This is a genomic window from Tsuneonella litorea (assembly GCF_025154015.1).
GTDB classification, from domain to species: domain Bacteria; phylum Pseudomonadota; class Alphaproteobacteria; order Sphingomonadales; family Sphingomonadaceae; genus Tsuneonella; species Tsuneonella litorea.
In genome coordinates this window covers 90,601-104,059 of record NZ_JAOAMV010000007.1, presented here as the reverse complement: position 1 = coordinate 104,059, position 13,459 = coordinate 90,601, and the positions used below count along the sequence as shown (strand labels likewise).

Genomic DNA, 13,459 nt, shown 5'->3' with positions numbered 1-13,459 from the left:
GCCGGTTAGTCTGGCGGCGATGATTTCCTACGAGAACGTGACCCGGCGCTTCGGCGCGCTCGCCGCCGTCGACCGGGTGTCGCTCGCGGTTCCGGCGGGCCAGTTCGTCGCGCTCGTGGGCGCCTCGGGATCGGGCAAGTCGACGCTTCTGGGCATGGCGAACCGGCTCGTCGAGCCCGACGAGGGACGCGTGCTGGTCGCCGGCGAAGACGTCCGCGGCCAGCCGGTTGCCGCGCTCAGGCGCCGCATCGGCTACGTGTTCCAGTCGATCGGGCTGTTCCCGCACATGAACGTGGCCGCCAACGTCGGGATCGGCCCGAAGGTCGCAGGGGAACCGCTACCGGATGGCCGGATCGCGGACCTGCTCGACCTCGTCGGCCTTGAGCCGGGGCACGCCGGGCGGATGCCCGACGAACTGTCGGGCGGCCAGCGCCAGCGGGTCGCGGTCGCCCGCGCGCTGGCCGCCGGGCCTGAACTGCTGCTGCTCGACGAGGCTTTCGGCGCGCTCGATCCGGTGACCCGCGATGCGCTCGGCAAGCGCGTACGCGCGCTGCACGAGCGGCTTGGCCTCACGACCGTGCTCGTCACCCACGACATGGCCGAAGCGCTGCTGCTGGCCGACCGCGTGCTGGTGATGGAGGCCGGGCGGATCGTCGCCGACGAGCCCCCCGGCGCCCTCCTCGGCGGCGCGGGGGGACCGGCGGCGCAGGCCCTCGTCGCGGTCCCGCGCGAGCAGGCCGACGCGCTCGAGGCGCTGCGCCGGTGAGCGACACGTTCGCCGCCCTCTTCGCGCTCGGTGACAAGCTGGCCGCGCACGTCCTGCTGGCGGCTGCGGCGCTCGCGCTGGGCATCGCGGTGGCGCTGCCGCTGGCGGTCTGGGCAAGCCGCTCGCGCACGGTCGGGCGCGCGGCGCTGGGCTTTGCGAGCCTCGTCCAGACCGTCCCCGCGCTCGCGCTGCTCGCACTGTTCTTCCCGGTGCTGCTCTCCCTGCGCAGCGTGTTCGGCGACAGCCTCCCGACGCTGGGGTTCCTTCCCGCGTTGCTTGCGCTGGCGCTCTATGCCCTGCTGCCGATCCTGCGCAACGCGGTCACCGCGCGGGCCGAGATGGCGCCGGGCGTCCTCGAGGCGGCCGACGCGGTGGGCATGACCGCGTGGCAGAAACTTCGCCTGGTCGAGGCCCCGCTCGCCGCGCCTTTCGTGATGGCGGGAGTGCGCACGGCGGCGGTCTGGACGATCGGCGCGGCGACGTTGTCGACAACGGTGGGCCAGCCGAGCCTCGGCGATCCGATCTTCGCCGGGCTCCAGACCCAGAACTGGTCGCTCGTGCTGGCCGGCTGCATCGCGGCGGCGGGCCTCGCGCTGGCGACCGACGGGCTGCTCGCACTGATCGAAAACGGCCTCAAGACCCGCCGCCGCCGGCGCGTCTGGCTCGGCCTTGCCGCGATCGCGCTCGGCCTCCTCGCCGCGCTGTGGCACGAGCGACCGCGCGCGGCCGCGGACACGATCGTCATCGGCGCCAAGGGATTTTCCGAACAGTACGTGCTTGCCCGGCTGATCGGCGGCCGGCTCGAGGCGGCGGGGTTCCGCGTGGCCTACCGCGACGGGCTCGGCTCGGCTGTGGTCCAGAGCGCGCTCGAGGGCGGGGCGATCGACGTCGCGGTCGATTACACCGGCACGCTGTGGGCGAACCAGCTGAAGCGCGACGACCGCGTTGCACCGGACGCGATGCTGGCGGCGCTGTCGCAGTGGGAGGGTGAGCGCGGCGTCCTGCTGCTCGGCCGGCTCGGGTTCGAAAACGCCTACGCCTTCGCGATGCGCGGCGAGCGGGCTTCGGCGCTCGGCATAGCGTCGCTGGACGACCTGGCGAGGGTCGCGCCCCGGCTCGTCGTGGGCGGCGACCCCGAGTTCTTCGAGCGGCCCGAATGGCGCGCGGTCGAGGGTGCCTACGGCCTGCGTTTCGCGCGCGAGCGGACGTTTTCGCCCACCTTCATGTACGATGCGCTGGCCTCGGGCGAGGCGGACGTGATCAGCGCCTACATCTCTGACGGGCGGATCGCGGCGGACCGCCTGACAGTGCTCGCGGACCCCAAGCAGGCGCTGCCCAACTACGACGCGATCGTGCTGCTGGGCACCGCGCATTCGGAAGACGAGCGGGTCCTGGCCGCGATCCGCCCGCTCCTCGGCGCGATAGACGTCGCAGCCATGCGGCAGGCCAATTTCATGGTCGACCGGAGCGCGGACAAGACGAGTCCCGCCAGGGCCGCCGAGTGGCTCGCCGCGCAGCTTAACCCCTGATCAGTCGGCGCGGGTCCACAGCTGGGTCTGGCAGAACGGCCCGATGCAGCCCTTGACCTCGAGCGTCGAGGCGCTCTTGCGGCGCACCACCGAGCGATACGACCGTCCGGTCTTGGGGTCGTAGATCGTCCCGCGCCAGAGGTCGCCGTCAGGCCGGAAGCCGCTGAGGATCGCGAGGCCGAGCACCCGCCGATTGCGCATAGACTTGTCGGGATTGTTGACATCGCGCTGGTCGACGCCCTGCGGGGGCACCTCGAGGAACTTGACCAGCCGCCCGCAACGGGTCGCGCCGCAACTGGCGACACGGATCTCTCCGCTCCTTTCCTCGGTGACCCACAGCCCGTCGATCGGCGCGGCGGCGGTGACCGGTGCGGACGCGGCGAGCGCAACCAGCGCGAGGAATGCCTTCAGCAACTTGTTCACTCCTGCTCGAACCCGACCCCGTGCGGCCAGCCTGGCGCGGCAAGGCCCATGACCTTGAACAACTGGCCCATCTGGTCGTCGGCGGCAATGCGGTCGCGCGCTGCGAAAAGCGCGTCGCGCAGGTGCGGCGCGCGCGCGGCGAGCGCCTCGGCGCGGGTATCGATCCCGAGCGCGCGCAGCCACTGGCCCTGCGGAGGCGTGCCCATCCAGGTCACCCCCCGCGACTGCGCGACCCTGGCGAGCGTCGCGAAATCGACGTGGGCGGTGAGGTCCGCCTCGCCCGGCGCGTCGAACGGGTCGACCTTGCGATGCGCGCGCACCGCCTGGACGGTCGAGCCGGCGCGGTTGTCGGTGTGGCCGTAATCGATCAGCAGCGCGCATCCCCCTTGCGCCGCGAGGCGTCCGGCGATCTCGTAGACCACGGCCGCCGCCGCCGGACTTGTCTCGATGATCGTACCTTGCCGCCCGTCGCGCCACGAAGGCGGAACGGCCGAATCCATCGGCTGCCCGCCGATCGTGTAGATGAAGCTGTCCCCATCGAGCCCGACCATCCGCTCGCGCCAGCCTTCGGCCGCGCGCACGAGTTGGCGCACGGGGAGCGCGTCGAGAAACTCGTTGCCGACGACGAGCAGCGGGCAATCGGCGGGCAGCGACGCCAGATCGCCGTGGAACCGTGCCTGCGGCACCGCTTCGAGCTGGATCTTCTTCAGCGCCGGCGAGCTCTCGACGAAGTGGACTTCCGGCGCGAGGCCATAGCGCTTCATCGTCCGCAACGCATCCATGGCAAGCGTGCCGCGGCCCGGACCAAGCTCGACAAAGCCTACCGGATCGGGACGCCCCGCGCGGATCCACATGTCGGCCAGCCACAGGCCGATAAGTTCGCCGAACATCTGGCTGATCTCGGGCGCGGTGACGAAATCGCCGCCCGCGCCGAGCGGGTCGCGCGTGGTGTAGTAGCGCGCGTTCGACTCGGCCATGAAATGGGCGAGGCTGATTGGCCCGGTATTGCGGATGAGCCGCCGGAACACGTCCGCCAGCGGCCGCTCGCGCGCGTTCGCGGAGCGGTCGTTCATGCCGCAGCGGGTTGCGCGGACTGGCTCCCAAGGGGCGGCCGGGTCAGCGCGCGGATTGCCACCGCCACCCCCAGCAGGATCAGCGGAATCGTCAGCCACTGTCCCATGCTGAGACCGGTCGAACGGGCGAATTCGGCAAGCTGGGCGTCGGGTTCGCGGAAGAACTCGACGGTGAAGCGCGCCAGCGCGATGCCCGCGGTGAACACCCCGACCAGCAGGCCCGGCCGCCAGCGCGCCCTGGTCTTCCAGAACAACAGCAGCATGACCACGACCAGCAGCGCGCCTTCCAGTCCCGCTTCGTAGAGCTGGCTCGGGTGGCGCGGAAGCTGGGTCGGGTCCTCGGGAAAGATCATGGCCCACGAAACGTCGGTCGGCCGGCCCCACAGCTCGCCGTTGACGAAGTTGGCGAGCCGGCCGAACAGCATCCCGAACGGCACGTTGACCGCGATGTAGTCGGCCGTGCGCAGGAAGCTGATCTTGCCCTGCCGGCATACCCACGCGATCGCCACCAGGACGCCGAATACCCCGCCGTGAAAACTCATCCCGCCTTCCCACAGCTTGAAGAATTCGAGCGGGTGGGTGAACAGGTAGAAGTCGGGCGAGTAGAACAGCGCATAGCCGAGCCGCCCGCCGAGGATGATCCCGATCGTGCAGTAGAAGAACAGGTCGTCGGCGTGGCGCTGCGCCATCGGGCTGCCGGGCGCCTTGATCATCCGGGTCAGGTGCCAGTACCCCAGCACGATCCCCGCAAGGTAGGCGAGCGAGTAGAACCGCAGTTCGAAGAACCCGAGATCGATTCCCCTACGGAGTCCGAGGTCTTCGAAATGAAGGTGGTTTCCCGCTTCCTGGGTCGCCGCAGCGAGTAGTGACAGCAGCACGTTTGATCCTTACCCTTGAGGCCATCCCGCACGGTGGATGCCCCTGTTCGCGCGCGTCTTTGGCATAGCGCGGCGACGGGCGAAACCCCGGCGGCAGAAAGCGGAAGAGGAATTGATGGCGACAGAGCTCGACAGGGACATCCAGCGCATTTCGGACCAGATCACGCGCGCGGGGCAAATGTTCGAAACCCGGACGATCGAGCGACGCGGCGTGCAGATGCCCGCCTTCATCCACGCGCCGCCGACACTGGCGCACTATGTCGCCCACTTTGCGAACGAACACCGGGACAAGCTGTTCATCGTCGACGGCGACCAGCGCATGACCTTTGCCGAGGTCTACGATGCCGCCGCTCACGTCGCCCACGGCCTCGTGACGCGCCACGGGATGCAGCGCGGCGACCGCGTGGGCATCGCCGCGCGCAACTCGGCCAACTGGATCGTCGCCTATCTCGGGGTGCTGATGGGCGGCGGCTGCGCGACCCTATTGAACGGCTGGTGGACCGGCGAGGAACTCGCCTTCGGAATCGACCTGTGCGAATGCACGCTGGTCCTCGCCGACCCGCAACGCGCCGCGCGGCTCGACGGGATCGAGCACGGCGCCAGGATAATCGTGTTTACGCACGACGGCCCGCCTTCGGCCGGTCTCGAACCGATCTGGGCGGACGGCGACACCGCCGCGAAGATGCTCGGGGTGCTTGGCCCCGACGACCTTGCCACGATCCTCTACACCTCGGGCAGCACCGGCTCGCCCAAGGGCGCCTATTCGGACCACCTCGGGGTGGTCAGCGGGGTGATGAACTACGTCGCGCAGACCGCGATGATCCTGCAGATCCTGACCGAGCGCAACGAGGCGCCGACCGTGCAGCCGAGCGCGCTGGTCGCGGTGCCGCTGTTCCACGTTACCGGGGAAATCCCGCTGTTCCTGCAGAGCTTCGCGCTGGGCCGCAAGCTGGTCCTGATGCCCAAGTGGGACGCGACCGAGGCGCTGCGCCTGCTCGACGCGGAAAAGATCACCTATTTCGTCGGCGTCCCGCTGATGAGCTTCGAGCTGGCGACCCACCCGGACCGCGACAAGTACGACCTCTCGCAGTGCAAGAGCTTCGCCGCCGGCGGCGCGCCGCGCCCGCCCGAGCACGTGAACCGGATCCGGGAGGCGTTCCCCGACGGCTACCCGCTCCTGGGCTATGGCCTGACCGAGACCAACGCGGTCGGCGCGGGCAACCTCAACGAGAACTACATGGCCAAGCCCGGCTCGACCGGAACCGCGTCGAAGCCGCTGGTCGACCTCGCGATCCTCGACGACGACGGCAAGCCGCTCGCCCAGGGACAGGTGGGCGAAGTCTGCATCCGCTCGGTGTGCAACTTCCTCGGCTACTGGAAGAACGAGGACGCCACCCGCAACGCCTATACCGACGACGCCTATTTCCGCACCGGCGACCTCGGCTATCTCGACGAGGACGGCTACCTGTTCATCGTCGACCGCAAGAAGGACATCATCATCCGCGGCGGCGAGAATATCAGCTGCATCGAGGTCGAGCAGGAAATCTACGCGCACCCGCACATCGCCGAATGCTCGGTCTTCGGCCTGCCCGACGAGCGGCTGGGCGAGATTCCCGCGGCAGTCTACGTCGCGAAGGACGGCCACTCGGTCGCCCCCGACGACCTCAAGGAATTCCTCGCCGAACGCCTCGCCAAGTTCAAGATTCCCCAGTACCTGTGGCAAACCGACCAGGCGCTGCCCCGGCTCGGTACCCAGAAGATCGACAAGCGCGCGCTTCGCTCGCGCTTCGAGGATCGGGCCGAGGAAGCGGGAGCCGCTTGAACCAGCCGCGCATCCCCAACCAGCGCGAGGTCGTCGATCGGCGTGCCCTCGCCGACGAGATTGCGACGCTTGCTGCCGACGGGGGCGGCAAGGCGCGGCCGGAGATCGTCAGGGCGCTCAAGGCCGCGCTCGAGGCGGGCCGGGCCGAGCTTGACCGGCGGCTGGAAGACAAGCCCAGCACGGGCCACGAGATCACCGGCGGACACGCGTTCCTGATCGACCAGATCGTGCGCACGATCCACGACCACGTCGTCGCCGACGTCTATCCGGCGGTGAACCGATCGACGGCAGAGCGGCTGACGCTGGTCGCGGTCGGCGGATACGGCCGGGCCGAGATGGCGCCGCATTCCGACGTCGACATCGCCTTCATCCACCCGACCCGCAACGCGGCCTGGTGCGAGCAGGTGATCGAGGCGATCCTTTATTACCTGTGGGACCTGGGGCTGAAGGTCGGCCATTCGAGCCGCTCGGTCGACGAGACGATCCGGATGGCGAAGTCCGATCTCACGATCCGTACCGCGCTGCTCGAAGGGCGCTACGTCTGGGGCGACCAGGACCTCTACGACGAGGTCAGCCGCCGCTTCGCCGACGAGGTGGTCAAGGGCACCGAGAGGCAGTTCGTCGCCGACAAGCTGGAGGAGCGCAACGCGCGGCACCGGCGGATGGGCGACAGCCGCTACGTCGTCGAGCCCAACGTCAAGGACGGAAAGGGCGGCCTGCGCGACCTGCAGACGCTCTACTGGATCGGGAAATACATTCACAAGGTGCGCGTGGCCGCCGACCTCGTCGACGTCGGGCTGTTCACCCAGGCAGAGTACCGCAGCTTCCGCCGCGCCGAGGGATTCATGCTCGCCGTTCGCTGCCACTTGCACACCATCACCGGGCGCGCCGAGGACCGGCTCACCTTCGACCTCCAGCGCGCGGTGGCCGCGCGGATGAACTTCGCCGACCGCCCCGGCAAGAGCGCGGTCGAGCGGTTCATGCAATTCTATTTCCTGCAGGCCAAGCGCGTCGGCTCGCTGACCGGCGTATTCCTCGCCCACATCGACGAGCAGTTCGCGAAGACCCGCGTGCGCAGGGGCCTGCTTGCCGGGTTCACCCCGCGTGCCCGCGAGCTCAAGGGTTACAAGGTCTTCGGCGGACGGATCGCCAGCCCCGGCGACGACTGGTTCCGGAACGACCCGGCGCGGCTGATCGAGGTGTTCCAGCTGGCCGAGGCCCACGGCCTCGAGATCCACCCCGAAACGATGCGACAGGCGGCACGCGATTCGGGGCTGATCCGGCGCGAGGTGCGTCACGACCCGCGCGCCAACGCGCTGTTCCTCGAGCTTCTGGCAGGGCGCAACGATCCCGAAACCGTGCTGCGCTGGATGAACGAGACCGGCGTTTTCGGCCGCTTCGTCCCCGACTTCGGGCGGGTCAACGCGCAGATGCAGTTCGACATGTACCACCACTACACGGTCGACGAGCACACCATCCGCGCGATCGGCCTCCTGAGCCGGATCGAGAAGGGCGAGCTCACCGCCGACCACCCGCGCGCGAGCCGGCTGATCCACGAGATCGCGAGCCGGCGGGCGATCTACGTCGCGGTGCTGCTGCACGACATCGCCAAGGGCCGGGGGGGCGACCACTCGGTGCTCGGCGGCGAAGTGGCCGAGGAACTGTGCCCGCGCTTCGGCCTCGACGACGGCGAGACCGCGCTCGTCGCCTGGCTGGTACGCGCGCACCTGCTGATGAGCGCGACGGCGTTCAAGCGCGACCTCACCGATCCCAAGACGATCGAGGATTTCGTCAGCCAGGTGCAGAGCGTCGAGCGGCTGCGGAACCTGATGATACTCACCGCGGTCGACATCCGCGCGGTTGGCCCCGGCACCTGGAACAGCTGGAAGGGGCAGCTGCTCGGCGAGTTGAGCGACCAGGCGATGGAACGGCTGCGGCTCGGCCACATGAAGCACGGGCGCAAGGAACGGGTCGCCGCGAAGAAGGAGGCCGTGACCGAGCTGCTCGGCGACAAGAAGGGGTTGCTGCGGCTCTACGCCGACCGTTTCGACGACGCCTACTGGATCGCCGAGCCGGAAGACATCATCGCGCTCAACATCGAGCACTACGGCGCGGCGCACGAGGAACAGGACAACCTCTCTGTCCACTGCGAGGTCTACCCGTCGCGCGGTGCGACGCTGGTGACGGTCATCGCCGCCGACCATCCGGGCCTGTTCTACCGCATAGCCGGCGGGATCCACCTCGCGGGCGCGAACATCATCGACGCGCGCATCCATACCACGCGCACCGGGTGGGCGGTCGACAACTTCCTCGTCCAGGACCCGCTCGGGCTGCCCTTCAGCGAGGAAGCCCAGCTGAGGCGACTCGAGGTGTCGATCGCCGATGCACTGGCCAACCGCCGGGCACTCGTGCCCGAACTCGCCAAGCGCCCGCTGCCGCACAGCCGTGCAAAGGCGTTCGACGTCAGCCCGGTCGTCACCTTCGACAACCAGGCCTCGGGCCGCTTCACGGTGATCGAGGTCAACGCGCGCGACCGCGCGGCGCTGCTGAACCGCCTTGCCCGCGCGCTGTTCGAAAGCCGGCTGGTGGTGCACTCGGCGCACATCACCAACTACGGCGAGCGCGCCGCGGACACGTTCTACGTCACCGACCTGACGGGCGGAAAGGTGACCGGCGCGGCGCGCCTGAAGGCGATCGAGGAAACCCTGCTCGCCGCGTCGAGCGACGAGCGTCAGGCCGAACTCGAAAACGCCTGATCAGCGGGCGCTGGCGAGCTGCCGGGCCTGCGCGGCGCCGAAGATGCGGCGGCCGGCGGCAATGTCAGCCTCGGTCGCGCTGGCGGCATCGACCTCGCTCAGCCCGCGGGCCACGTGCAGCCGCACGCCGCTGACCCGATACGCGCTCTCCTGCGCGAGGCAGCGATCGTCGAGCACGACGGCCCCGCCGGCGGTCGCTGCCGAGGCCAGGCAGGCATTGAAGCTTCTCGCCGCGCGCGAGAACGCGCGTTCGGCTTCGGCATCGTCCTGTGCGACGGCAGGGGCCGAGGCGGCGAGGACGGCGGTTGCTACTCCGAAAAGGGCAAAGCGATTCATGGCGCACTCCTTGTCTGGAGCGCGCATCATGCAGGGCCGGCGTTAACACCGGACCGCCACGCGTCCCTAACGGGCTGTTAGGTGTTGCGGGTCCCGAACAGCGCGCTGCCGACCCGCACGTGCGTCGCGCCGAGCATCACGGCGGTTTCGAAATCGCCGCTCATGCCCATGCTCAGGCCGGCCAGCCCGTTGTCGCGGGCCAGCTTGTCGAGCAGCGCGAAGAAGGGCGCGGGCTCGATGTCGGCCGGCGGAACGCACATGAGCCCGATCACCGGAATGTCGGCCCCCCTCGCCGCTTCGAGCAGCCCCGGCAGGTCGCTCACCGCGCAGCCGCCCTTCTGCGGTTCCTCGCCGACGTCGACCTGGACGAAGCAGGGCACCCGCCTGCCGGTCCTGTCGAACGCCTTGGCGAGCGCCGTGACCAGGCTCGGCCGGTCGAGCGAATGGATGCAGTCGAACAGTTCGGCCGCGTCCTGGGCCTTGTTCGACTGCAGGCTGCCGACAAGGTGCAGTTCCACGCCGGGCCAGGCCGCGCGCAGCGCCGGCCACTTGGCCTGCGCCTCCTGCACCCGGTTCTCGCCGAACACGCGGTGCCCGGCTGCGAGCAAAGGCTCGATCGCCTCGGCGCCGTGAGTCTTGCTGATTGCGACGAGGGTGATTTCATCGGGCTCACGCCGCGCGATCCGGCAGGCGCGGGCAATGCGGTCGTGGATTTCGCTCAGGGCTAACGCTGCATTCATGACGGCTGTGCGCTATAGCGAGGTCATGGCCTATAGCCAGTCACTCCCGGACCTGTGGCTCCTGTCGGATGCCCGCAACGACGAATTGCTGCCCCGCGCGCTGCGCGCGCTGCCGCCCGGTTCCGCGTTCGTCTACCGCCACTACCATCTTGATCCCCGTGCGCGCCGCGCCCGCTGGGACGAGCTTCTTCCGCTGGTGGCCGAGGGTGGCCACCTGGCCGTTCTGTCGGGCAGCGACGACGAGGCGCGCGCCTGGGGGGCCGCCGCGTCCTATGGCCCGCCCGAGGCGATCGGCGAGGCGCCCGAACTGCTGCGCATCGCCGCGGTCCACGACGGTCACGAGATTGCCCACGCCAACGCGGCCGGGGCCGACGCGGCGATGCTGTCACCGGTGTTCGAAACGCGCACCCATCCCAAGGCCGTGCCGCTGGGAGCGGAAAAGTTCCACGCGCTCGCCGCGCTGGCCGAGATGCCGGTGATTGCGCTCGGCGGCATGACTTTCGACCGTGCGAAGGAACTGGGCTGGACGCGCTGGGCGGCGATCGACGGACTGGCGCTCAAACAGGACTCCTGACGCGAGGATTCTTGACGGGCGAGTCCCCGGCCTGCGATAACGCGCGCCGGACGAGGGTTCCGGTGGAGGCAAAGCGTTCACGGGCGCCCGCATCAGGGGAAGCAGCGATGGCATCACGCGCGATGAGCCGCCCGGGCGGCAGGGCGCCGGCGACAGATTGGCGCGCCGCGCTGCGCCGTTCGCTGCGCCGCGCGGGCCAGATCGCCGGGGCGGCAGGGCTCTTCGGCGCGATGCTGTTCCTTGGCCTCGCCCTCGCCAGCTACACCCAGACCGACCCGAGCGCCTCGACCGCGGCGGCGGGCGACGACGTGCGCAACTGGATGGGACCAATGGGCGCGTGGGTGGCCGAACGGGTGTTCTTCCTGTTCGGCGTGACCGGGGTGTTGCTGCTGCCCCTGCTCTACGTTTCGGCGCGCAAGCTGTGGCGCGAGGTCGAGGAAGATGACGCGGGCGAGCGCACGCGGTGGTGGCGCCCGCTTGGCCTGCTGCTCTTTTCGATGGCGCTGCTGGGCACCGTGCTCGCGCTCATCTTCGAGCGGCCGGGCGGCTCGCTGCCCGCATCGATGGGCGGCATCGCCGGCCTGCTCGGCGCGGGCGCGATCGAGGCGGTCGCGGCGCGGCTGGGCGAGAGCGCGAGCGGCTGGGCCACCCTCGCCGCCGCGCTGGCGGCGTTCGCCGGCGGCGTGGTGGGCGTGACCCGGGTCTTCGCGCTCGACTGGGTCCAGCTGCTGACGCTGCCACGCTTCCTGAAGCGCGCGCCCGGCTTGCCGCCGCAGCTCGCCGAACTCGACATTCCGTTCGTCGCCAAGCCGCGCGCGAAGCGCCAGCGCGAGAGCGCCGAGGCCCAACCGCCGCAGTTCGCGGAACGCCGCGCGCCCGAGATCGCCGATCCCGCCGCCGCACCCCGCGCGGCCCGGCCCACCGGCAAGAAGGCCCAGACCGACCTCTTCGCCAACTACCAGCTGCCGAGCCTCGACCTGCTCGAGGAACCGCCGGTCCACGCTGCGCCCAAGCTCGACAAGCTCGCGCTCGAGCGCAACGCCCGGCTGCTCGAAACGGTACTCGACGACTTCAACGTCAAGGGCGAGATCACCGCGGTGCGCACCGGCCCGGTGGTCACCATGTACGAGCTGGAGCCCGCCCCCGGCATCAAGGCGAGCCGAGTCATCGGCCTGGCCGAGGACATCGCCCGCAACATGAGCGCAATCAGCGCGCGCGTCTCCTCGATCCCGGGCAAGACGGTCATGGGCATCGAGCTGCCCAACGCCGACCGCCAGATGGTCGCGCTCAAGGAACTGGCCGCGTGCGACGCGTTCGTGAACGCACGTGGCAGCCTGCCGATCATCCTCGGCAAGGACATCGCCGGCGAACCGATCGTCGCCGACCTTGCCGCGATGCCGCACCTGCTGGTCGCCGGCACCACCGGCTCGGGCAAGTCGGTCGGCCTCAACTGCATCCTGCTGTCCCTGCTCTACAAGTTCACTCCTGACGAGTGCCGCCTGATCCTGATCGATCCCAAGGTGCTCGAGCTCAAGAGCTACGACGACATCCCGCATCTCCTTTCGCCGGTGGTCACCGAGCCGTCGAAATCGGTCCGCGCGCTGAAATGGGCGGTCGAGGAGATGGAGCGCCGCTACCGCATGATGAGCAGCATCGGGGCGCGCAACATCGCCGGCTTCAACGAGCGCGTGCGCACTGCGATTGCCAAGGGCAAGCCATTGGGGCGCCGGGTGCAGACCGGGTTCGACCCCGACACCGGCGAGGAGATCTTCGAGGAAGAGCAGCTCGACTACGCAGCCCTGCCGCAGATCGTCCTGATCGTCGACGAACTCGCCGACCTCATGGTCACCGTCGGCAAGGAGATCGAGGTGCTGATCCAGCGCCTCTCGCAGAAGAGCCGCGCGGCGGGCATCCACCTGATCATGGCCACCCAGCGCCCGTCTGTCGACGTCATCACCGGCGTTATCAAGGCGAACCTGCCGACACGCATCAGCTTCAACGTGACGAGCCGGATCGACAGCCGCACGATCCTGGGCGAGCAGGGCGCCGAGCAGCTGCTGGGCAAGGGCGACATGCTCTACAAGCCCAGCACGGGCGCGCTGGTGCGCGTCCACGGGCCGTTCGTGTCCGACGAGGAAGTCGAACAGGTCGCCGAGCACTGGCGCGGCCAGGGCAAGCCCGACTACGTCGACGCGGTGACCGAGGAGCCGGAGGACGGCTTCGGCTTCAGTTTCGACGACGACCTCACCGCGAGCGACAACCCCGAGGAGCGCAAGTACCGCCAGGCCTGCCAGATCGTATTCGAGCACCAGAAGGCGAGCGGATCGTGGCTCCAGCGCCAGATGGGCGTCGGCTACAACACCGCCGCCAAGTGGATCGAGCGGATGGAGGAAGACGGGTTGGTCGGCCCGGCAAACCATGTCGGCCGGCGCGACATCTACCGTGACAAGGACGGCAATCCGCTGTGAACGAATGAGGCCGGTACCGCGAGCGCGACCAGTCGCAAGACGCAGTTGTTACGCAGTTGCAACACAAATGCTCAATTCGATTCGAGTCAATAAG

General features: G+C 69.4%; 11 protein-coding genes. 6 read left to right on the top strand and 5 right to left on the bottom strand.

Going from position 1 to position 13,459, the window contains the following annotated elements:
• The first annotated feature begins 19 nt into the window (after positions 1–19).
• Positions 20–766, top strand: coding sequence for an ATP-binding cassette domain-containing protein (locus tag N0B51_RS13350; RefSeq protein ID WP_259963043.1), 747 nt, complete (start codon positions 20–22; stop codon positions 764–766).
• Positions 763–2,295, top strand: coding sequence for an ABC transporter permease/substrate-binding protein (locus N0B51_RS13345; protein WP_259963042.1), 1,533 nt, complete (start codon positions 763–765; stop codon positions 2,293–2,295). The genes N0B51_RS13350 and N0B51_RS13345 overlap by 4 nt, the downstream gene beginning before the upstream one ends.
• On the opposite strand, the gene N0B51_RS13340 is transcribed toward N0B51_RS13345, so the two are convergent.
• From N0B51_RS13340 to lgt, 3 genes are read right to left on the bottom strand one after another with little or no spacing between them, the layout of a single operon-like run.
• Positions 2,296–2,718, bottom strand: coding sequence for a DUF2147 domain-containing protein (locus N0B51_RS13340; protein WP_311201844.1), 423 nt, complete (start codon positions 2,716–2,718; stop codon positions 2,296–2,298).
• Complete coding sequence (locus N0B51_RS13335) at positions 2,715–3,791, bottom strand: class I SAM-dependent methyltransferase (protein ID WP_259963038.1); 1,077 nt, start codon at positions 3,789–3,791, stop codon at positions 2,715–2,717. Before N0B51_RS13335 ends, N0B51_RS13340 begins: the two co-directional genes overlap by 4 nt.
• The gene (lgt, locus tag N0B51_RS13330; RefSeq protein ID WP_259963036.1) at positions 3,788–4,669 is read right to left on the bottom strand and encodes a prolipoprotein diacylglyceryl transferase; all 882 of its coding nucleotides are present in this window, start codon (positions 4,667–4,669) and stop codon (positions 3,788–3,790) included. The genes N0B51_RS13335 and lgt overlap by 4 nt, the downstream gene beginning before the upstream one ends.
• Positions 4,670–4,784: 115 nt before the next feature.
• On the opposite strand from lgt, the gene N0B51_RS13325 reads away from it, so the two are divergent.
• Both N0B51_RS13325 and N0B51_RS13320 read left to right on the top strand, forming a co-directional pair.
• On the top strand, positions 4,785–6,491 hold the full coding sequence (locus N0B51_RS13325) for a class I adenylate-forming enzyme family protein (protein WP_259963034.1): 1,707 nt from the start codon (positions 4,785–4,787) through the stop codon (positions 6,489–6,491).
• Entirely contained in the window at positions 6,488–9,247 is a 2,760-nt protein-coding gene (locus N0B51_RS13320; protein ID WP_259963032.1) for a [protein-PII] uridylyltransferase, read from the top strand. The genes N0B51_RS13325 and N0B51_RS13320 overlap by 4 nt, the downstream gene beginning before the upstream one ends.
• Here N0B51_RS13320 and N0B51_RS13315 read toward each other — a convergent pair whose 3' ends face one another.
• Positions 9,248–9,583, bottom strand: a complete 336-nt coding sequence (locus tag N0B51_RS13315; protein WP_259963031.1) for a hypothetical protein — start codon at positions 9,581–9,583, stop codon at positions 9,248–9,250. It abuts the gene before it with no gap.
• 77 nt (positions 9,584–9,660) lie between these two features.
• A complete protein-coding gene (locus N0B51_RS13310) occupies positions 9,661–10,323 on the bottom strand; it encodes a YggS family pyridoxal phosphate-dependent enzyme (RefSeq protein ID WP_259963029.1) in 663 nt (220 codons plus the stop codon).
• Here N0B51_RS13310 and N0B51_RS13305 point away from each other — a divergent pair.
• Together N0B51_RS13305 and N0B51_RS13300 are read left to right on the top strand one after the other, a co-directional pair.
• Positions 10,322–10,897, top strand: coding sequence for a thiamine phosphate synthase (locus tag N0B51_RS13305; protein ID WP_259963027.1), 576 nt, complete (start codon positions 10,322–10,324; stop codon positions 10,895–10,897). The genes N0B51_RS13310 and N0B51_RS13305 overlap by 2 nt on opposite strands.
• A 107-nt stretch (positions 10,898–11,004) precedes the next feature.
• The gene (locus N0B51_RS13300; RefSeq protein ID WP_259963025.1) at positions 11,005–13,365 is read left to right on the top strand and encodes an FtsK/SpoIIIE family DNA translocase; all 2,361 of its coding nucleotides are present in this window, start codon (positions 11,005–11,007) and stop codon (positions 13,363–13,365) included.
• The last annotated feature ends 94 nt before the right edge of the window (positions 13,366–13,459 follow it).

Coding starts and splice junctions, on each gene's coding strand:
- N0B51_RS13350 (WP_259963043.1), top strand. CDS start 20: ATGATTTCCTACGAGAACGTGACCCGGCGCTTCGGCGCGCTCGCCGCC.
- N0B51_RS13335 (WP_259963038.1), bottom strand. CDS start 3,791: ATGAACGACCGCTCCGCGAACGCGCGCGAGCGGCCGCTGGCGGACGTG.
- N0B51_RS13325 (WP_259963034.1), top strand. CDS start 4,785: ATGGCGACAGAGCTCGACAGGGACATCCAGCGCATTTCGGACCAGATC.
- N0B51_RS13315 (WP_259963031.1), bottom strand. CDS start 9,583: ATGAATCGCTTTGCCCTTTTCGGAGTAGCAACCGCCGTCCTCGCCGCC.
- N0B51_RS13305 (WP_259963027.1), top strand. CDS start 10,322: ATGACGGCTGTGCGCTATAGCGAGGTCATGGCCTATAGCCAGTCACTC.
- N0B51_RS13310 (WP_259963029.1), bottom strand. CDS start 10,323: ATGAATGCAGCGTTAGCCCTGAGCGAAATCCACGACCGCATTGCCCGC.
- N0B51_RS13300 (WP_259963025.1), top strand. CDS start 11,005: ATGGCATCACGCGCGATGAGCCGCCCGGGCGGCAGGGCGCCGGCGACA.